Below are 20,043 nucleotides of genomic sequence, written 5' to 3'. Positions count from 1 at the left end.
CGAGCGCGCCCTCCCGGTAGAACAGGCCCGCGAACTCCTTCATCTCTCCCATCGGCTCCTCCCTGGAACGGGGTTGGTGACGGCCGAGGGGATTATAGCTCGGGGGGCGGGGACCCGGAGATTGGCCCGGCCGACAGCAGGCCAATTGGCTCTTGACCTGATGTGAAATGAGGCCAAGATGGCTCGGTAAGAGGGCCACGTGCACATCCCGCTCGACCGCGAGAAGCCTGTCGCGCTGCCGCGCCAGATCCAGGCGCACCTCGAGCGGCTCATCCGCGACCGGCTCCTCACGCCGGGGATGAAGCTGCCCGCGACGCGGGAGCTCGCCCAGGAGCTCGGCGTCAACCGGGCGACGGTCGCGCAGGCTTACGAGGAGCTGGTGGCCGCGGGCTGGGCGCGGGCCCACGTCGGGCAGGGGACGTTCGTCGCCGCGCCGCCGGGCGTGGAGGCGGCGCCGAGCCCGGCGGCGCCGGCGCACCCGCCGCTCAACTGGCCGGGCCTCTTCTCGCGGAGCGCCCAGATCGTCGCGGCCGACGACGACCGGACGCGCGGCCTGATCGGTGCCGCGGCGGCGAACCCGGGCGTCGTCTCCTTCGCGGGCGGCATGCCCGACAGCGGTCTCTTCCCGACCGACGCCTTCCGCCGTGTCCTGAACGACGTGATCCGCGAGGACGGCGCGGCGCTCCTCCAGTACTACCCCGCGGGCGGGTATCCGCCGCTCCGGCAGTACCTCTCGACGTACCTCCTGCGCTTCGGGCTCGAGGCGCCCGCCGAGGACATCCTGATCGTCAACGGCTCGCAGCAGGGCTTCGACCTGATCGCCCGCACGCTGCTCGATCCGGGCGACGCGGTCGCGATCGAGGAGCCGACGTATCCGCGCGCGCTCCAAGTGTTCCGCTCGTTCGGCGCCCAGCTCCTGGCGGTGCCGTGGGACGGCGCGGGGCCGCGGGTGGACGCCTTCGAGCGGCTCCTCGAGCGCCACGCGGTGAAGCTCTTCTATTGCCAGCCAAGCGCTCACAACCCGACCGGCCTCTCGCTCGCGCCGGACACCGCGCGGGGCCTCCTCGAGGCGGCCGCGCGCCACCAGGTGCCGGTCGTCGAGGACGGTTTCGACGGGAGTCTCTACTACGGTCCGCGGCCAGCCGTCCCGCTCAAGGCGCTGGACCGCGACGGCGTCGTGATCTACATCGGGACCTTCTCGAAGGTCCTCTTTCCGGGGCTGCGCCTCGGCTGGCTCGTCGGACCCCGGCCGATCCGCGAACGCCTCCTCGCCGCCAAGCAGCTCGCCGACCTCCACACGAGCGCGCTCCTCCAGGCGGCCGTCCACCGGTTCTGCGAGCGCCGGCTGCTCGACCGCCACGTGGTGCGAATCGCCCGCGAGTACGCGCGGCGCCGCACGCTCCTGCTGGCCGCGCTCCGGCGCCGGATGCCGCGGGAGGTCGCGTGGACCGAGCCCGCGGGCGGGTTCTCGCTACTCGTGACGCTGCCGCCGGGGCTCGACGCCGAGGCGCTCCTGCCGGCGGCGATCGAGCGCGGCGTCGCGTTCACGCCGGGCGCCGCGTTCTTCGTGGACGGCGGCGGCGCGCGGACGCTGCGGCTCTCGTTCTCGACGGTGGCCGCGGGACGGATCGACGAGGGCGTCCGCAGGCTCGCGGAGACGATCAAGGCCGCGCGAGGCTCGCCCCGGGAACGGGTCGAGCGGGCGGCCGTACCTGTGGTCTAGGCAGAGCGAGCCGCGGGACGTCGCGGGGCTTCCGCCCCGCCGTCCGAGGCGAGCGAAATCCAAGGGACAAAGGAGAGGGGAACATGGCGGACCTGAACGGGCTGCGCATCGCGGACAGGAAGCACATCGGCCTCGCCGAGATGCTCAAGGGCGGGGTCGTCATGGACGTCACGAACGCCGAGCAGGCGAAGATCGCCGAGGACGCGGGCGCCGCGTCGGTCATGGCGCTCGAGCGCGTGCCCGCGGACATCCGCAAGGACGGCGGCGTCGCCCGGATGGCGCCGGTGAAGAAGATCCGGGAGATCCAGCAGACGGTGACGATCCCGGTGATGGCCAAGGCGCGCATCGGCCACTTCGTCGAGGCCCAGATCCTCGAGGCGCTCGGCGTGGACTTCATCGACGAGTCGGAGGTGCTCACGCCGGCCGACGAGCACTTCCACATCGACAAGTTCGCCTTCCGCGTGCCGTTCGTGTGCGGCGCGCGGGACCTCGGCGAGGCGCTCCGGCGGATCGGCGAGGGCGCGGCGATGATCCGGACCAAGGGCGAGGCGGGCTCGGGCAACATCGTCGAGGCCGTGCGCCACATGCGCGCGCTCGTGTCCGGCATTCGGCGGCTCACGATGCTCCCGCCGGAAGAGCTGATGACCGAGGCGAAGACGCTCGGCGCGCCCTACGAGCTCGTGCGCTGGGTGGCGAAGGCCGGGAAGCTGCCCGTCCCGAACTTCTCCGCCGGCGGCATCGCGACCCCGGCCGACGCGGCGCTCATGATGCAGCTCGGCGCCGAGGCGGTGTTCGTCGGCTCGGGCATCTTCAAGTCGAGCGACCCGGCCCGGCGCGCCAAGGCGATCGTCCAGGCGACGACCCACTTCAAGGATGCCGACGTCCTCGCCCGGGTGTCCGAGGAGCTGGGCGAGGCGATGCCGGGGATCGAGACGTCGAAGCTGGCGGAGAAGGATCTGCTCCAGACGCGGGGCTGGTAGGGAGAGTCATGCGGATCGGCGTCCTCGCGCTCCAGGGCGACTTCGCCCTCCACGCCGCGGCGCTCGCGAAGGGCGGCGCCCGCGCCGTGGAGGTGCGGCGGCCGGAGGAGCTCGCCGACGTGGACGGCCTGATCATCCCCGGCGGCGAGTCCACGACGCTGCTCAAGCTGATGGACGAGTGGGCGTTCGTCCCGGCGCTCGAGAAGTTCCACGCCGCGGGGCGGCCCATCTTCGGCACGTGCGCGGGCCTCATCGTGCTGGCGCGCGAGGTCGAGAACCCCCGCCAGTTCTCGCTCGGCTTGATCGACGTCACCGTCGAGCGCAACGCCTACGGGCGCCAGCGAGAGTCGTTCGAGGCCCCGGGGACGGTCACGCTCGACGGCCGGCCGCATCCGCTCGAGATGGTCTTCATCCGCGCGCCCCGGATCCGCCGGGTCGGCACGGGCGTGGAGACGCTCGCCGAGCACCGGGGCGAGCCCGTGATGGCGCGCCAGGGGAGCGTGCTGGTGGCGACGTTCCATCCCGAGCTCACCGACGATCCGGCGGTGCACGGCTACTTCTGCGATCTCGTCGCGCGCGCCAAGGTCGCGGCGTGATCTTCCACGACTACTACGCGAACATCCCGGGCGCCGAGATCGACCGGTTCGTCGAGAGCCGCGAGCTCTGCCGCCTCGTGACCGTCGGCGAGGACGGCACGCCGCACCTCGGGCTCTACCCGTTCGTCTACGACGGCGCGGCGCTCGACCTCCACCTCGTCCGCGCCGACGAGCAGGTGCAGGATCTGAAGTCCCGGCGCCGCTGCCTCGCGGAGGTGGACGAGGTGCTCGGAGTGATCCCGTCTTACTGGGTGCACCCGCGGTACGCGGGCTCGGCGACCGCGTACCATCGGACGGTGATCTTCGAGTGCAACGCCACGGTGGTCGAGGACCCGGACGCCGTCGCGGCCCAGCAGCGGCGGCTCCTCGCCCGCTATCAGCCCGAGGGCGGGTACCAGCCGCTCGATCCCGCCGACCCGTTGTATCGCGGCGCGCTCGGCCAGCTCGCCGCGGTCCGCCTCGAGGTCACGCGCCGCCGCGCCAAGTGGAAGCTCGGCCAGGACCGCCCGGCCGAGGCGCGCCGGCGGGTCATCGCCGAGCTTCGGAAGCGCGGGCGGCAGAACGACCAGCTCGCCGCGACGGCGCTCGAGTGGACGATCGACGTGCAAAAAGCGTAGCCCGCGCTGGCCTCCGCCCGGGTCTGAGCCGAGCGTGCCCAAGTGCGCGTCGAATCGGTACTACGTGGATCGGCTCAAACGGTTTTCGCTCCGACCTCTTGACAGCCTGCACCCTGCCCGGAGTATCCTCCGGTCAGACCAGCCGACCAGTCCCCGGGCTCCCGGGGGCCGGCTGAGGAGGAGCGCATGGCAGCCCTGATCTGCGAGATCGTCTACCGAGGCATCTTCCAGAAGAACCTCGCCTCGCGCATCGCCCGGGGCATCGTCCTGTCGGCGCGCAAGTCGGGCCGCTGGGGCATCGCATTCGGCCGCTACGGCGACAGTCCGCAGCGCAACGGCATCCCGGCGAAGGACTTCGCGATCGTCGCAGACAGCAAGGAAGAGCTCGAGCAGAACATGGCCCGCTACGAGCCCAAGCACGTGGACGTCACGATCTGTGTGGACGACACGCTCTCCAAGGGCGTCGAGTCGTGGGCCTGGTACGGGCTCCAGCCGATCAACCGGCTGACGGTGCCGAACGGCACGGTGCTGATGACGTCGCTCCAGCGCTTCGACGACCTGCTCCAGGACATTCACAAGAAGGACGCGCCCTACCAGCTCTCGCTGATCCGCGCCAAGGCCTCGTTCTCCGGGCTCTGGGTCTACAAGGAGGACCACACCGAGGTCCGCATCCTCGGCGCGCTCGCCAAGATCGCGCCGGCCTTCCTCACGCTCGACGGGGTCTGCGGGGCGATCAAGGAGATGGAGTGGGGCTCGGACCTCAAGGTCGAGTCCGCGAAGAAGGCGTACGCGCGCCTCGAGACCCGCGAGGTGAAGCTCACGGAGGGCAACGCCGAGGTCCCGTTCTCGTTCGAGATGCCCAAGTGGTGGGAGATGCGCGAAGGCGTCACGATCCCCGCGATCCCTCTCGGCAAGCCGAAGGAGGCCGGCAAGGGCTACGTGCCGGAGCGCAATCCGTACTTCAAGAAGTACACGACGCGGACGATGCGGCCGGTCGTCAACTTCGACACCTGTGTGAAGTGCACGCTCTGCTGGATCCAGTGTCCCGACTCCTGCTTCGACGTGATGCCCGACGGCACCTACGACGCCAACATGGAGTCGTGCTGCGGCTGCGGCGTCTGCGAGGCGGTCTGCCCCGTGGAGAAGTGCATCACCATGGTGAACGAGTCGGTCTTCGAGGACAACGCGAGCCAGTGGGAGATGTGGCGCAAGGACAAGGACAAGTACCACGTGTGGATGACGGAGAAGATCGGTGACAAGAAGGCCACGGTGCGCTCGCACGGCTTCCGCTTCCGAGGCCAGTACGATGAGGAGCTGAAGTCGGACCTGGACGCGGGCGGCGTCGAGATCACGGCGGGCATCCCGGGCGAGAACGCGCAGCACAAGACGGTGTAGGGGGGCGACGGACATGGCGGTGGCGACCAAGGCGGTTCCGGCGGCGGCCGAAGACAAGGAACTCCTGATCTCGGGGAGCGAGGCGGTGGCAGAAGCCCTCACCCTCGCCGACATCGATGTCGTCACGGCCTACCCGATCCGGCCGTACGACACGGTCATGCAGGCGATCGCCAAGAAGATCGCCAACGGGAATCTTGTCGCCGAGTACATCGTGGCCGAAGGCGAGCACAGCCAGTTCGAGATCGTCAAGCACGCCTCGACGGTGGGCGCCCGCGTCTTCTGCGGCTCATCGGGCGTGGGCTGGATGTACGCGATGGAGTGCCTCGTCGTGACACCACCGCTGCGGGTGCCCATGGTCGCGCTCGTCGGCAACCGCGCGCTCGACGACCCCGGCGCGTTCGGTGTCGAGCACAACGACGCGCTGGTGGTCCGTGACCTCGGCTGGCTCCTCTGCTGGATCGACACGTCCCAGGAGGCGCTCGACACGACGCTGATCGCCTACCGCGTCGCCGAGGACCGGCGCGTCTTCCTGCCGCTCGCGATCTCGGCCGACGGCGCGTTCCTCACGCACTCCCAGGCGCTCACGATGGTGCCGCCGAGGGAGAAGGTGGACGCTTTCCTGCCGCGTTACGATCGCGGCGACCTCCAGCTCCACCCCGACAACCCGATCACCGTCGCCCCGCAAGCGAACGAGGACTGGGTCATCGAGATCCGGCGCCAGAACAACGAGGCGATGGCGCGCGCGGTCGGCGTGATCGAGGAGGCGTACGCCGACTTCCGGCGCGTCTTCGGCCGCGGCCCGGAGAACCCGTGGTTCGAGGAGTACATGACCGACGACGCGGAGATCATCCTGGTCGGCATGGGCACGATCTCGCTGCCCATCAAGGTCGCCATCCGCGAGATGCGCGCCAAGGGCAAGAAGGTCGGCCTCGTCCGGCTGCGCTGGTTCCGGCCGTTCCCGACCGACCGCCTGGTCGCCGCGCTCTCGAAGGCCCAGGCGATCGGCGTCATCGACCGCGATTATTCGTTCGGGTCGCCGTTCGGCTCGGGCGTGGTGGCCAACGAGATCCGCGCGGCCATGTACAACGCCTCGCGACGGCCGCCGCTCCTGTCCTTCATCTGCGGCCTCGGTGGCCGCGAGGTGACGCTGGAGGACGTCAACAAGGCGGCGGACATGTGCTACGGCGCCGCCAAGGCCGGCAAGTCGGACGCGAAGACGCACTGGCTCGGCGTTCGCGAATAGGAGAGCATGCCCATGGCTGAGACCACGACGTTCACCAACGCCACGCAGATCCTCGAGCCGTTCCGTGGCGTCAAGAAGGTCACCCTCGAGGAGTACTTCACCTCGGGCCACCGGACCTGCCAGGGCTGCGAGTCCGCGCTCGTCATGAAGCTCATGGTGAAAGCGGCGGGCCCGCGCACGATCGTGCTCGGCTCCACCGGCTGCATGTACGTCGCCAACACGACGTACTACACGACGCCGTGGGTGGTGCCGTGGATGCACACGCAATTGGGATCTTCCGGATCGGCAGCGCTTGGTACTGCTGCAGGACTGAAAGCTCTCATGCGGAAAGGAAAGATGAAGGCGGAGCCGATCAATGTTATAGCGTTCTGCGGCGACGGCGGCGGCGCCGACATGGGCCTGGGGGCGATCTCGGCGACCCTGACGCACAAGGAGTACAACTCCCTCATCCTGCTCTACGACAACGAGTCGTACGCGAACACCGACATCCAGCTTTCCGGCATGACGCCCTACGGCGCCCACACGACGTTCAGCCCCCCCGGCAAGGCCAAGCGTCTCATCCACACGCGCTGGAAGAAGAACATGGCCGGCATGATGGCGGCGGGGCATTCCGAGTGCCGCTACGTGGCCACCGTCTGCGCCTCCTACGCGGTCGAGATGATGAACCGGGTCCGCCGTGCGCTGACGATCGGCGGGCCGACCTTCATCCACTCGCTCGACCCGTGCCCGAAGGGCTGGGACTACGACCCGATGCTCTCCCACGAGCTGGGCGAGCTCGCCATCGAGACCGGCATCTTCCCCCTCTACGAGGTCGAGGACGGGGTCGTGAAGTACTACGGCAAGACCAAGGCGATCGTCGAGGGCCGCGCGCGGAAGCCCGTGCGCGAGTACCTGCTCAAGCAGGGCCGCTTCGCCCACTTCATCGAGGAGGACCTCGAGTACTTCCAGAAGAAGGTGGACGAGATGTGGGAGAAGTGGGAGATCCCGGCCGTGGTCCCGTTCCGGCGGCTGGACGCCACCAAGGCCGCGCTCGACGCCAAGTAGCGCGCCGCATGGAGCGCGCGGCCGTTTCGTAGCAGCAGAGCGGGCCGGGCCCCGGGGAACCACGGGGCCCGGCCCGACGTTCATCACCCGCCGTCGAGTGTCGGTCAGCACCGGGCGTCGAATTGCAACGAGAGAGACAGCGGCCGCAGGCCGCAAGGAGTCGAGCCATGAGGCTCACGATCGCCCTTTCGCTCGTCCTCGTCCTGGCGTCGACGGCTCCGGCCGGCGCGTGGGAGCCGACCAAGCCGATCGAGTTCGTCGTGCCCGCGGGGACCGGCGGCGGCGCCGACCAGATGGCGCGCCTGATCTCCGGCCTCGCCGAGAAGCACAAGCTCTCGCCGCGGCCGCTCATCGTCGTGAACAAGTCGGGCGGCGCCGGCGCCGAGGGCTTTCTCGACGTCAAGGCCAAGAAGGGCGACGCCCACGTCATCGTCATCACGCTGTCGAACCTCTTCACCACGCCGCTCCACACCGGCATTCCGTTCAGCTGGCGTGACCTCACGCCGGTCGCCCGAATGGCGCTCGACCAGTTCATCCTGTGGGTGAACGCGGAGACGTCGTACAAGACGGCCAAGGAGTACATCGCCGCCGTGAAGGCGAAGCCCACCGCGTTCAAGATGGGCGGCACGGGCTCGGCGCAGGAGGACCAGATCCTCACGATCCAGCTCCAGCAGGCGCTCGGGCTCAAGTTCATCTACGTGCCGTTCAAGGGCGGCGGTGAGGTGTGCGTGAACCTCGTCGGCAACCACGTGGACTCGACCGTCAACAACCCCATCGAGTGCGCGAGCCACTGGAAGGCGGGCCGCGTCCGGCCGCTCGCCGTCTTCGACACCGCGCGCATCCCCGTCGCCGAGTGGAAGGACATCCCGACGGTCAAGGAGGCCCTCGGCGTCGACGTGCACTACCTGATGCTCCGCGGGATCTTCGGGGCGCCGAGCATGCCGAAGGAGGCCGTGGACTGGTACGTCGCGTTCCTCAGGAAGGTCTACGACACGCCCGAGTTCCAGAAGTACCTCAACGAGGGCGCGCTGAAGCCGGCCTTCGCCTCGGGCGCCGAGTACGTGAAGTGGGTGGAGGAGAACGAAAAGCTCCACAAGGATCTGATGGCGAAGGGGGGTCTCCTGAAGCAGTAGCCCCCGACGCCATGCGACTCGCGGACCTGGTCACCGCGTCGTTCCTGATGCTGCTGAGCGGAGTCGTCCTCTTCGACGCCGTCAGGCTCGGCATCGGCTGGGGCACCGACGGCCCCAAGAGCGGATTCTTTCCCTTCTGGCTCGGCGTGCTCATGCTCGCCGCCTGCGCCCTCATTTGTCTCCAGGCGGCGCGCCGTGCGGAGGCGCGGGTGTTCGTCACGCGTGCGCAGCTCGGGCCGGTGCTGAAGGTGCTCTGGCCCGCCGTGGCGCTCGTGGTGCTCACGCAGTGGCTCGGGCTCTACGTCTCCGGGGCGCTCTACACCGGGTTCTACATGCGCTGGATCGGCCGCCACACGTGGCTGGCCGTGCTCGCCGTCGCGATCCTGTTCCCGCTCGCGACCTTCTTCGTCTTCGAGAAGTGGTTTCTGGTGCCGATGCCCAAGGGCCCGCTCGAGGCGTGGCTCGGGCAGTAGGCATGGGGATCGAGAACCTCGTCCTCGGCTTCCACATCGCGATCACCCCGTACAACCTGTTCGTCGCCGTCATCGGCATCACCCTGGGGACGATCATCGGCGTCCTGCCGGGCCTGGGCGGCGCCAACGGCGTCGCGATCCTGCTGCCGCTCACGTTCACGATGCCGCCCACCTCGGCGATCATCCTCCTGACCTCCCTCTACTGGGGGGCGCTGTTCGGCGGCGCGATCACGTCGGTGCTCTTCAACATCCCCGGCGAGCCGTGGTCGGTGGCGACGACCTTCGACGGCTACCCGCTGGCGCGCCAGGGGCTGGGGGGCCAGGCGCTCACCGCGGCCTTCACTTCGTCGTTCGTCGGCGCCTTCTTCTCGATCGTGCTGATCACCTTCTTCGCGCCGCTGCTCGCGGAGATCGCGCTCAAGTTCGGCCCGCCGGAGTTCTTCTCGATCCAGCTCCTGACCTTCTCGAGCTTCGTCGGGCTCGGCGGCGGCAACCCGGTGAAGTCGCTCGTCTCGATCCTGCTCGGCTTCATCCTCGCCGCGGTCGGGCTCGACATCGTGACCGGCCAGCTCCGGATGACGTTCGGCTTCGTGGACCTCATGAAGGGCTTCGACTTCATCGTCGCCGTCATCGGCCTGTTCGGCATCGGCGAGATCCTCCTCACCGTCGAAGAGGGATTGTCGTTCCGCGCCGCCCGGACGGGCATGAACCTCCGGGTCGTTCTCGACACCTGGAAGATCCTGCCGCGCTACTGGCGCACCTTCGTGCGCGGCTCGTTCATCGGCTTCTGGATGGGCTTCAAGCCGGGCGGCGCAACGCCCGCCTCCTTCATGAGTTACGCGTTCGCCAAGCGCTTCTCCAAGCACCCCGAGCGGTTCGGTCAGGGGGAGCTCGAGGGGGTCGTGGCGCCCGAGACCGCCGCGCACGCCGCCGGCGTCGCCGCCATGCTGCCGATGCTCACGCTCGGGATCCCGGGCTCGCCGACGGCCGCGGTGATGCTGGGCGGCCTGATCATCTGGGGCCTCCAGCCGGGGCCGCTGCTCTTCAAGGAACGGCCCGAGTTCGTGTGGGGGCTCATCGCGAGCATGTACACGGGGAACATCATCGGCGTGCTGATGGTGCTCGCGTTCGTGCCGTTCTTCGCCGCGATCCTGAAGATCCCGTTCGCGATGCTGACGCCCGTGATTGTCGTCATCTGCGCGGTCGGCTCGTATGCGGTGCACAACAGCATGATCGACATCTGGTATATGGTGATCTTCGGCGTCGTAGGGTACGTGTTCAAGAAGCTCGACTACCCGCTCGCGCCGCTCGTCCTGGCGCTCGTCCTCGGCGACCTCGCCGAGAACGCGCTCCGCCAGAGCCTCATCATGTCCCAGGGCTCGCTCGCGATCTTCGTGACCCGCCCGATCTCGGGGGCGATCACCGCGGTCGCGCTTCTGTTCTTCGCGCTGCCCGTGCTGACCCCCTGGTGGCGGCGGCTGCGCGGCGCGGCCGCGCCGGGCGCGGGCGCCTGATGGACGTCCTCCTCGATCCGCAGTTCTGGCTGCGCCTCATGGGCATCTCGTTCCTGAATCTCCTCCTCTCCGGCGACAACGCGCTGGTCATTGCCCTCGCCGTGCGCGCCCTGCCCAAGCGCAAGCGCGTGCTCGGGCAGATCTGGGGGGCGGCCGGCGCGGTCGTGCTCCGGCTCGTCTTCGTCGCGCTCGTGAGCGTCCTCCTGCGGGTGCCGCTGCTCCAGCTCGCGGGCGGCCTCCTCCTCGTGTGGATCGCCGCCCGGCTCGTGCGGCCTGGCGGGGAGGGGGCGGGCGACGTGCGTCACGGGGCTTCCCTCTGGGAGGCGATCTGGATCATCATCGTCGCCGACGTGACGATGAGCCTCGACAACGTGCTGGCGATCGCGGCGGCGGCCCACGGGGACCTCATGCTCGTCATGTTCGGCATCGGCCTCTCGCTGCCGATCGTGGTCTGGGGCGCCGGGCTCCTCGCGTACCTCATGAACCGCTACACGTGGATCGTCTGGTTCGGCGGGGGGGTGTTGGGCTACGTGGCGGGGGAGATGATTCTCGAGGACGCCCTGGTCGTGCGCTGGCTGGGGGAGGCGGCCGGCCTGCTCCACCGGCCCGTGCCCCTGGCGCTCGGCGCCCTGCTCACCGCGCTCGGCTGGTGGCTCGCCCGCTCGGGGCGCCGCCACCGCGTGCGCGTCCCGCAGAAGCTCTGATGACGGCCGGCGAGGGGAAGCGGCGGGGCGACCGGGGCGTGGACCTCGCGCCGATCAAGTCGACGCGGATCTACGAAGAGATCGTCCGCCAGATCAAGCAGTTGATCTCCGAGGGCCAGCTGAAGAGCGGCGACCGGCTGCCCCCCGAGCGCGACCTCGCCGAGAAGTTCGTCGTCAGCCGCCCGTCGGTCCGCGAGGCGCTGCGGGCCCTCGAGAGTCTCGGCCTCATCGAGAGCCGGCCCGGCGAGGGGACCTTCGTCCGCGAGGTGTCCATCGACGCGCTCGTGGGACCGCTCGCGCTCCTCCTGACCACGCAGCGCGAGGCGATCGCCGAGCTGTTCGAGGCACGCCGGCTCCTCGAGCCCGCCCTCGCGGGGCTCGCCGCGGCCCGCGCCACCCGCGACGAGATCCAGGAGATGGACCGGATCCTCGAGGCGCAGGCCAAGGAGATCGCGGCCGGCAACACCGGTCTCGCCCAGGACGCCGCCTTCCACGCGGCGATCGGCGCGGCGGCGCACAACCGCGCGATCACGCGGCTCGCCCACGCGATCATGGATCTCTTGAGCCAGAGCCGCGAGGAGTCGCTCAACACGCCCGGCCGGCCGACGCGGTCGCATCAGGACCACCGGCGCATCCTCGCGGCGATCACGGCGCGGGACGAGCGCGCGGCGCGGCAGGCGATGCTCGACCACCTGGAGGCCGTGGAGATGCTCGTGCTGAGGCGGGAGGGCCCCGCCCGCCGCGGCAAGAGAAAGCGGTCTTGACACGCGGTCACGCTCCCGCGTATGCTCCGTCCACCATGACGTTGATCACCGCGCGGGTGCTGTCGCTGGGCCTGATTCTGCTGGCGCTGCCGGGCCTGCCCGGAGCATCCGCGAAGTAACGCGACATCGGATGCCACGGGCAGGAGACGGCCCGTGGCGATGGACACTCTGGGGCCACGGGTGAAACGACCCGTGGCCCTTTCGTTTTTCGGCAGAATGGTGGGGAGGCGCGAGGCTCCCCGGGCATGAGAAAGATTGACGCGAGTGCTTCACATCCTGTAGTGTTAAAAGACTTTTTCGGCATATGACCAAATACGTCTATTTCTTCGGCGGAGGCCACGCGGAGGGCTCGTCCCTCATGCGCAACCTTCTGGGCGGGAAGGGCTGCGAGCTCGCCGAGATGACCAACCTCGGGATCCCCGTGCCGCCGGGCTTCACGCTCACCACGCAGGCTTGGTCGCGCTACAACAAGAGCGGCCGTCAGTGGCCCGAGGGCCTCGCGGAGCAGACGCAGGAGCACCTGGTACGGCTCGAGGCCGCGGCGGGCATGAAGCTCGGCGACGCCGAGCGCCCCCTCCTCGTCGCCGTCCGCTCGGGTGCGCGCACCTCGATGCCCGGCATGATGGAGACGGTCCTGAACCTCGGGCTCAACGACGCGACGGTGCGCGGGCTCGCTGCGTGGACGAAGAACGAGCGCTTCGCGTGGGACTGCTATCGCCGCTTCGTGACGATGTTCTCGAGCGTGGTCCTCGGCATCCGGCGCGAGGCCTTCGACGCCGAGCTCGACGCCCTCAAGGCCCGCCTCGGCATCAGGACCGATCCCGAGATCCCCGCGGGCGAGCTTCGGAAGCTCACGCAGACGTTCAAGGACATCGTGAGCGCCCGCGCCGGCGCGCCGTTCCCGCAGGATCCGAGGGAGCAGCTCCGTCTCGCCATCGACGCCGTGTTCGACTCCTGGTTCGCCAAGAAGGCGACCGAGTATCGCCGGATCCACGGCATTCCGGCCGACTGGGGCACCGCCGTGACGGTGATGGCGATGGTGTTCGGCAACCTCGGCGAGACGTCGGGGACGGGCGTGGGGTTCACCCGCGACCCGCGCACCGGCGAGCGGCGCTTCTACGCCGAGTTCCTCGCCAACGCCCAGGGCGAGGACGTGGTGGCCGGCATCCGCACGCCCGAGCATATCGACGAACTCAAGCGTCGCATGCCCGCGATCTACGATGAGCTCCTCGAGATCGCCGACCGCCTCGAGCGTCACTACAAGGACATGCAGGACCTCGAGTTCACGATCCAGGAGGGAAAGCTCTACCTCCTGCAGACGCGCGCCGGCAAGCGCTCGGCGCTCGCCTCGGTCGGCGTCGCGGTGGACCTCGTGCACGAGAGCGTCATCGACCAGCACACGGCGCTGCTCCGCGTGCCGCCCCGCGAGCTCGGGAAGATCTTCCTCCCGGTCCTCGACCCGCGCGACAAGGAGCGGGCGCTCGCCGAGGGGCGCCTCCTCGCGCGCGGTCTGCCGGCGGCGCCGGGCGGCGCCGTCGGGCACGTCGTCTTCAACGCCGATCGGGCGGTGGAGGCGGCCCGGAACGGCCAGCGGGTGATCCTGGTACGTCCGGAGACGTCCCCCGAAGACGTGGCCGGCATGTACTCGTCCGAAGGCATCGTCACCGCGCGCGGCGGGCGCACGTCGCACGCGGCGGTCGTCGCCGTCGGCATGGGGAAGTGCTGCGTCGTGGGCGCGAGCGACATCGTGGTGGACGAGGAGCGGCGCGTCTTCGTGGCGGGCGGCCGCACGCTCCGTGAGGGCGATCTGATCTCGATCGACGGCGACACCGGCGAGGTCATCGTGGACGAGGTGGCCCTCATCCCGCCGCGGCTGACCGAGAAGGTCGAGGAGTTCCTGGGGTGGGCGGACCGCGTCCGGACGCTCGGCGTGCGGGCCAACGCGGACACGCCCGAGGACGCGCGGAAGGCGCGCGAGTTCGGCGCGGAGGGGATCGGCCTGGTGCGGACCGAGCACATGTTCTTCGCCGCCGACCGCATCCCGATCGTCCGCGAGATGATCATGGCGAGCGACTCGGCCGCGCGGCACGCGGCGGTGAAGCGGCTGCTCCCGTTCCAGCGCGAGGACTTCACGGGCATCTTCCGCGTGATGGACGGCCTGCCCGTCACGATCCGCCTCCTCGACCCGCCACTCCACGAGTTCCTGCCGAAGTACACGGACCTCCTCGAGGAGTACACGCGCCTCGATGCGCGGCACATGGGGCGCGAGCGCCTCGAGGCGATGATGGCAAAGGTCCGCTCGCTCCAGGAGGCCAACCCGATGCTGGGCCACCGCGGCTGCCGGCTCGGCATCACGTACCCGGAGATCTACGAGATGCAGGTGCGCGCGATCATGGAGGCGGCCTGCGCGGTGGCGGCCGAGGGCGTGCGCGTCGAGCCCGAGATCATGATCCCGCTCACGGGCACGGTCGGCGAGATGGAGCTCACCTACGAGCAGACGAAGACGGTGGCCGACGGGATCATCGCGGAGATGGGCGTGCCGGTGAAGTACCTGATCGGCACGATGATCGAGGTGCCGCGCGCGTCCCTCATCGCCGACAAGATCGCGCGGACCGCCGAGTTCTTCTCGTTTGGGACCAACGACCTCACGCAGCTAACGTTCGGCTACAGCCGGGACGACGTCGCGAAGTTCCTGCCGGAGTACCTCCAGAAGAACCTCCTGCCGTCCGATCCCTTCTCCGTGCTCGACCAGGAAGGGGTCGGCGAGCTGATCAAGATCGGCATCGAGCGCGGGCGCCGTGCGCGGCCCGACCTGAAGATCGGCATCTGCGGCGAGCACGGCGGCGAGCCGTCGTCGGTCGAGTTCTGTCACACGGTGGGCATGACCTACGTGTCGTGCTCGCCGTTCATGATCCCCATCGCGCGGCTCAGCGCCGCGCAGGCCCGGATCAAGGCGCGGCAGGCGTCGGAGGGGACCCTCCATGCGTAGCGTCGAAGGCGTCTTCGTCCCCGTGACGACGCCGTTCCGCGGCGAGGACGTCGCCGTGGAGCGGCTCCAGGCGAACCTCCGGCGGTGGAGCGCGACCGGGCTCGCCGGCTACGTCGTCCTCGGCTCGACCGGGGAGTTCCCGATGCTGTCCGAGGCGGAGCGCGAGCGGGTGCTCGCGGCCGCCCGCGAGGCGATCCCGCGGGACCGCGCGTTCATCGCCGGGACGGGCGCCGACTCGACGCTTCACACGATCCGCCAGACGAAGCGCGCGGCCGAGCTGGGCGCGGACGCGGCCCTCGTCATCACGCCGCACTACTTCACGAAGGGCTTCGCCCAGCCGGCGGCCCAGATCCGGCACTACCTGGCCGTGGCGGAGGCCTCGCCCGTGCCCGTCATGCTCTACAACTTCCCACTCAACACCGGGATCAACCTCGAGGCGGACACGGTCGCGAAGATCGCCGAGCACCCGAACGTGGTCGGGATCAAGGATTCGTCCGGCAACATTCCCCAGGCCGCGCAGATCATCGACCAGACGCCGAAGAGCTTCCACGTCCTCGTCGGCTCGGCGTCCGCGCTCCTGCCCTCGCTCGCGATCGGCTCGTCGGGCGGGATCCTGGCGCTGGGCCTCATCGCGGCGCGCGAATTCTGCAACGTCTACGCGGCGGCGCGGAGCGGGCGGTGGGACGAGGCGCGCGAGATCGCGGCGCGGATGCTGGCGGCCGACCGCGGCGTCGCGGGACGGTACGGGATCGGCGGGCTGAAGGCGGCGCTCGATCTCCAGGGCTTCTTCGGCGGCCCGTGCCGGTCGCCGCTCGCGACGCCCGACGGGGACGCGATCGAGGACATCAAGGAAGTCCTGGCGACGGCCGGACTGCTCTAGGAGGAACGTGCGGTGAAAATGTCCGGGGCGCGGATCGTTCTGGAGTGTCTCAAGCGCGAGGGCGTCGAGGTCATCTTCGGCCTCCCGGGCGGCGCGGTGCTGCCGATCTACGACGTCCTGTACGACTTCCAGGGACTGCGCCACATCCTCGTGCGCCAGGAGGCCGCCGCGGGCCACGCCGCCGAGGGCTACGCGCGGGCGACGGGCAAGGTCGGCGTCGCCCTGGTGACGTCGGGCCCCGCGGCCACCAACATCGTCACGGCGCTCCAGGACGCGTACATGGACTCGATGCCGATCGTCGTGTTCACCGGCCAGGTGCCGACGCACCTCATCGGCAACGACGCGTTCCAGGAGGCGGACAACGTCGGCATCACCCGTCCGTGCACGAAGCACAACTTTCTGGTGAAGGACGGGAAGGACCTCGGCCCGACGATCCGCGAGGCGTTCCACATCGCCGCCACGGGACGCCCCGGCCCGGTCCACGTGGACCTGCCGAAGGACGTCCTCGTGAAGGAGGCGGAGCTCATCTGGCCCGAGCGGGTCCAGATGCGCTCGTACAACCCGAACTACGACGGCCATCCGGGCCAGATCAAGCGCGCGGCGAAGCTGCTCGCGCGCGCCCGGAAGCCCGTCCTCTACGTCGGCGGCGGGGTGATCTCGTCCAACGCGCACGCGGAGCTGCACGAGCTGGCGGAGCTGACCCAGATCCCGGTGACCCAGACGCTCATGGGCCTCGGGTCCTTCCCGATGGAGCACCCGCTGTCGCTCGACATGCTCGGCATGCACGGGAGCTACTACGCGAACATGGCCGTCCACCACTCGGACGTGCTGGTCGCCGTGGGCGCGCGCTTCGACGACCGCGTCACCGGCCGCGTGGACGCGTTCGCGCCGAACGCCGAGATCGTCCACATCGACATCGATCCCTCGTCGATCTCGAAGAACATCAAGGTGGACGTGCCGATCGTCGGCGACTGCCGGCGCGTGCTCCGCGCCCTCCTCGAGGCGGTGCGCGAGGAGCTCGCCGACGACACGCCCTCGCTCGCGCGGGAAGCGCGCAAGCAGTGGCTCGCGCAGATCGCGGAGTGGAAGCGCCAGCACCCGTTCCATTACGACTGGGACGACGAGCTCATCAAGCCCCAGCACGTCATCCAGGAGATCTCGAACCTCACGCGCGGCGAGGCGATGGTGGTGACCGGCGTCGGCCAGCACCAGATGTGGGCCGCGCAGTACTACCGCTTCAAGCACCCGCGCCGCTGGTTCACCTCGGGCGGGCTCGGCACGATGGGCTACGGGCTGCCGACGGCGATGGGCGTCGCGGCGGCGTTCCCCGACCGGCTCGTCGTCAACATCGACGGCGACGGCTCGTTCGCGATGAACAGCCAGGAGCTGGCGACCTGCCACGACAACGACCTCGCGGTCAAGACCGTCATCATCAACAACGGCGGCCACGGCATGGTCCGCCAGTGGCAGGGGATCATTTACAAGGGGCGGTTCTGCTCGATCGACCTCGGGCCGAGCCCCGACTTCGTCAAGCTCGCCGACGCGTACGGCTGCGTCGGGATCCGGGCGACGAAGCCGTCCGAGGTGGTGCCCGCGCTCGAGAAGGCCTTCGCGACCCCCGGGCCCGTCGTCGTGGACGTCTGGGTGGACAAGTGGGAGTACGTCTTCCCGATGGTGCCCGCCGGCGGCGCGAACACGGACATGATCCTCGAAAACCCGAACACGGCGGCGAAGGACAAGGCCACCCGCGCGCAGACGGGATTTTAGATGCAGAACGGGAACGAGCCCAGGAAGCACACGATCGCGGTCCTCGTCGAGAACCGGTTCGGCGTCCTGTCGCGCGTCGCGGGCCTGTTCTCGGCGCGCGGCTACAACATCGAGAGCCTCTCGGTCGGCGAGACCCTCGACCCGTCGGTCTCGCGCATGACGATCGTGGTCACCGGCGACGAGTTCGTGATCGAGCAGGTGACCAAGCAGCTCCACAAGCTGATCGACGTCATCAAGGTGTCGGACCTCACGGACGACGACCACGTCGAGCGCGAGTTGATCCTGATCCGCGTGAACGCCGAGCCCCAGCATCGCGAGGAGATTCTGCGGACGGCCGACATCTTCCGGGCGAAGGTCGTCGACGTGACGCCGACGTCCTTCGTCCTCGAGGCGACGGGCGACGAGCAGAAGCTCGAGGCGCTCGTGGGCCTGCTGAGGCCCATGGGGATCCAGGAGCTCGTCCGCACGGGCAAGGTGGCGATCGCGCGCGGGCCGAAGACGCGCCTGCGCAAGGCGGAGGCGCCCCGCAAGACGCGCGTCTCGGAGGACCCGAAGGTGGTCGGGTTCGCGGACTAACGGGCGGTCAACGAGGGAAAGGAACGTCAGGATGCCGGCGAAAATCTACTACGACCAGGACGCCGATCTCGGGCTGCTCAAGGGCAAGAAGCTCGCGATCATCGGCTACGGCAGCCAGGGGCACGCGCACGCGCTGAACCTCCGCGACTCGGGCCAGGACGTCGTCGTCGGCCTCTACAAGGGCTCCAAGAGCTGGGCGAAGGCCGAGAAGGACGGCCTCCGCGTCGCGACCGTGAACGAGGCCGCGCAGACGGCTGGCGTCATCATGATCCTGCTCCCCGACCAGAGCCAGCGGCAGGTGTTCGAGGCGGAGATCAAGGGCGGGCTCGGCAAGGGCAAGATGCTCATGTTCGCGCACGGCTTCAACATCCACTTCAACCAGGTGGTCCCGCCGCCCGACGTGGACGTCGCGATGATCGCGCCCAAGGCCCCGGGCCACGTGATGCGCGACCTCTTCACCCAGGGGCCGGGCGTGCCCGCGCTTCTCGCCGTGCACCAGGACGTCTCGGGCAAGGCGCGCGACGTGGCCCTCGCCTACGGCAAGGGCGTGGGCTGTACCCGGGCGGGGGTGATCGAAACTACCTTCAAGGAAGAGACCGAAACCGATCTCTTCGGCGAGCAGACGACCCTGTGCGGCGGCATCTCGCACCTGATCAAGGCAGCGTTCGAGACGCTCGTCGAGGCGGGCTACCAGCCGGAGGTCGCCTACTTCGAGTGCATGCACGAGATGAAGCTGATCGTCGACCTGTTCTACCAGGGCGGTCTCGCGTACATGCGCTACTCCGTCTCCGACACGGCCGAGTACGGCGACTACACGCGCGGGCCGCGGATCGTGAGCGAGGAGACGAAGGCCGAGATGCGGAAGATCCTCGCCGAGATCCAGTCGGGGCAGTTCGCCCGCGAGTGGGTGCTCGAGAACCAGGCGAACCGCGCGGGCTTCCTGGCGATGCGCCGGCGCGACGCCGCGCATCCGATCGAGGAGGTCGGCAAGCGGCTGCGCGCGATGATGTCCTGGATCAAGCCGCCGAGGATGTAGCGTGGCCAAGCTTCCCATCGCGCGCGAGGGCTGGCCCTTCATCCTGCCCCCGGGCATCGTGGCGGCGGTCCTGGCGCTGACGGGCCACAAGAGGCTGGCGGCGGCGTGCGCCGCCGCCTCGCTCGTGTCGGCGGGGTTCTTCCGGGACCCCGAGCGCGACGTGCCGTCGGTGCCGGGCGGCGTGCTGTCGCCGGCGGACGGGCGGGTGCTCTCGGTGGACGAGACCGACGACCGGTTCGTCGGGCCGGCCGTGCGCGTGGCGGTCTTCCTCTCGCCGCTCAACGTCCACGTCAACCGCTCGCCCATCGCGGGGCTCGTCGCCGGCACGACATACTCGCGCGGCCGCTTCCTGGCGGCCTACCGGCGGGAGGCCGAGGGCGCGAACGAGCGCTGCGCGCTCCATCTCCAGGGCGAGAGCGCCCGCGTGACGGTGGTCCAGATCGCCGGCGTCGTCGCGCGCCGCATCGTCTGCCGCGTCGGGCCGGGGGACAAGCTCGCGGCCGGCGAGCGGTTCGGCATGATCCGCTTCGGCTCGCGCACGGACTGCGTGATGCCGCGGGGCACCGACGTGCGCGTGCGCGCCGGCGACCGGGTGACGGGCGGCATGAC

Annotated in this window: 18 protein-coding genes; all 18 read left to right on the top strand. The window is 69.6% G+C overall.

Features of this window, described 5'->3' with window-relative positions; genetic code table 11:
• The first annotated feature begins 199 nt into the window (after positions 1-199).
• Positions 200-1,723 (top strand): PLP-dependent aminotransferase family protein, encoded by a 1,524-nt coding sequence (locus VKG64_00520; protein HKB23506.1) that lies wholly within the window; start codon positions 200-202, stop codon positions 1,721-1,723.
• Positions 1,724-1,806: 83 nt separating this feature from the next.
• The gene (gene pdxS, locus VKG64_00515; GenBank protein ID HKB23505.1) at positions 1,807-2,703 is read left to right on the top strand and encodes a pyridoxal 5'-phosphate synthase lyase subunit PdxS; all 897 of its coding nucleotides are present in this window, start codon (positions 1,807-1,809) and stop codon (positions 2,701-2,703) included.
• Between the two features lie 8 nt (positions 2,704-2,711).
• Entirely contained in the window at positions 2,712-3,299 is a 588-nt protein-coding gene (gene pdxT, locus VKG64_00510; protein ID HKB23504.1) for a pyridoxal 5'-phosphate synthase glutaminase subunit PdxT, read from the top strand.
• Positions 3,296-3,916: an FMN-binding negative transcriptional regulator gene (locus VKG64_00505; protein ID HKB23503.1), complete on the top strand. Its 621-nt coding sequence runs from the start codon at positions 3,296-3,298 to the stop codon at positions 3,914-3,916. Before pdxT ends, VKG64_00505 begins: the two co-directional genes overlap by 4 nt.
• Positions 3,917-4,102: 186 nt before the next feature.
• Complete coding sequence (locus VKG64_00500; protein ID HKB23502.1) at positions 4,103-5,311, top strand: 4Fe-4S dicluster-binding protein; 1,209 nt, start codon at positions 4,103-4,105, stop codon at positions 5,309-5,311.
• A 13-nt stretch (positions 5,312-5,324) separates the two neighbouring features.
• Entirely contained in the window at positions 5,325-6,554 is a 1,230-nt protein-coding gene (locus tag VKG64_00495; protein ID HKB23501.1) for a pyruvate ferredoxin oxidoreductase, read from the top strand.
• Between the two features lie 12 nt (positions 6,555-6,566).
• On the top strand, positions 6,567-7,598 hold the full coding sequence (locus tag VKG64_00490; GenBank protein HKB23500.1) for a thiamine pyrophosphate-dependent enzyme: 1,032 nt from the start codon (positions 6,567-6,569) through the stop codon (positions 7,596-7,598).
• Positions 7,599-7,765: 167 nt separating this feature from the next.
• Positions 7,766-8,731, top strand: coding sequence for a tripartite tricarboxylate transporter substrate binding protein (locus VKG64_00485; GenBank protein HKB23499.1), 966 nt, complete (start codon positions 7,766-7,768; stop codon positions 8,729-8,731).
• An 11-nt stretch (positions 8,732-8,742) separates the two neighbouring features.
• On the top strand, positions 8,743-9,204 hold the full coding sequence (locus VKG64_00480) for a tripartite tricarboxylate transporter TctB family protein (GenBank protein ID HKB23498.1): 462 nt from the start codon (positions 8,743-8,745) through the stop codon (positions 9,202-9,204).
• Between the two features lie 2 nt (positions 9,205-9,206).
• Positions 9,207-10,718: a tripartite tricarboxylate transporter permease gene (locus VKG64_00475; protein HKB23497.1), complete on the top strand. Its 1,512-nt coding sequence runs from the start codon at positions 9,207-9,209 to the stop codon at positions 10,716-10,718.
• A complete protein-coding gene (locus VKG64_00470; GenBank protein HKB23496.1) occupies positions 10,718-11,422 on the top strand; it encodes a TerC family protein in 705 nt (234 codons plus the stop codon). Before VKG64_00475 ends, VKG64_00470 begins: the two co-directional genes overlap by 1 nt.
• Positions 11,422-12,186: a FadR/GntR family transcriptional regulator gene (locus tag VKG64_00465; GenBank protein HKB23495.1), complete on the top strand. Its 765-nt coding sequence runs from the start codon at positions 11,422-11,424 to the stop codon at positions 12,184-12,186. Before VKG64_00470 ends, VKG64_00465 begins: the two co-directional genes overlap by 1 nt.
• Before the next feature lie 304 nt (positions 12,187-12,490).
• Complete coding sequence (gene ppdK, locus VKG64_00460; GenBank protein HKB23494.1) at positions 12,491-15,175, top strand: pyruvate, phosphate dikinase; 2,685 nt, start codon at positions 12,491-12,493, stop codon at positions 15,173-15,175.
• Positions 15,168-16,055, top strand: a complete 888-nt coding sequence (locus VKG64_00455) for a dihydrodipicolinate synthase family protein (GenBank protein ID HKB23493.1) — start codon at positions 15,168-15,170, stop codon at positions 16,053-16,055. Before ppdK ends, VKG64_00455 begins: the two co-directional genes overlap by 8 nt.
• An 18-nt stretch (positions 16,056-16,073) precedes the next feature.
• Complete coding sequence (gene ilvB, locus VKG64_00450; protein HKB23492.1) at positions 16,074-17,822, top strand: biosynthetic-type acetolactate synthase large subunit; 1,749 nt, start codon at positions 16,074-16,076, stop codon at positions 17,820-17,822.
• Positions 17,823-18,398 carry an acetolactate synthase small subunit gene (gene ilvN, locus VKG64_00445; GenBank protein HKB23491.1) on the top strand — a complete coding sequence of 192 codons (576 nt, stop codon included), beginning with the start codon at positions 17,823-17,825 and terminating at the stop codon, positions 18,396-18,398. It abuts the gene before it with no gap.
• A 31-nt stretch (positions 18,399-18,429) separates the two neighbouring features.
• Positions 18,430-19,434: a ketol-acid reductoisomerase gene (gene ilvC, locus VKG64_00440; protein ID HKB23490.1), complete on the top strand. Its 1,005-nt coding sequence runs from the start codon at positions 18,430-18,432 to the stop codon at positions 19,432-19,434.
• 1 nt (position 19,435) lies between these two features.
• Positions 19,436-20,043, top strand: a 608-nt coding sequence (locus tag VKG64_00435) for a phosphatidylserine decarboxylase (GenBank protein HKB23489.1), incomplete at its 3' end; no start/stop codon positions are given.

The sequence above is a fragment of the Candidatus Methylomirabilota bacterium genome, assembly GCA_035260325.1.
Lineage (GTDB): Bacteria > Methylomirabilota > Methylomirabilia > Rokubacteriales > CSP1-6 > AR19.
The sequence above is the reverse complement of the archived record's forward strand: the minus strand, read 5'-3'. Positions and strand labels throughout refer to the sequence as shown.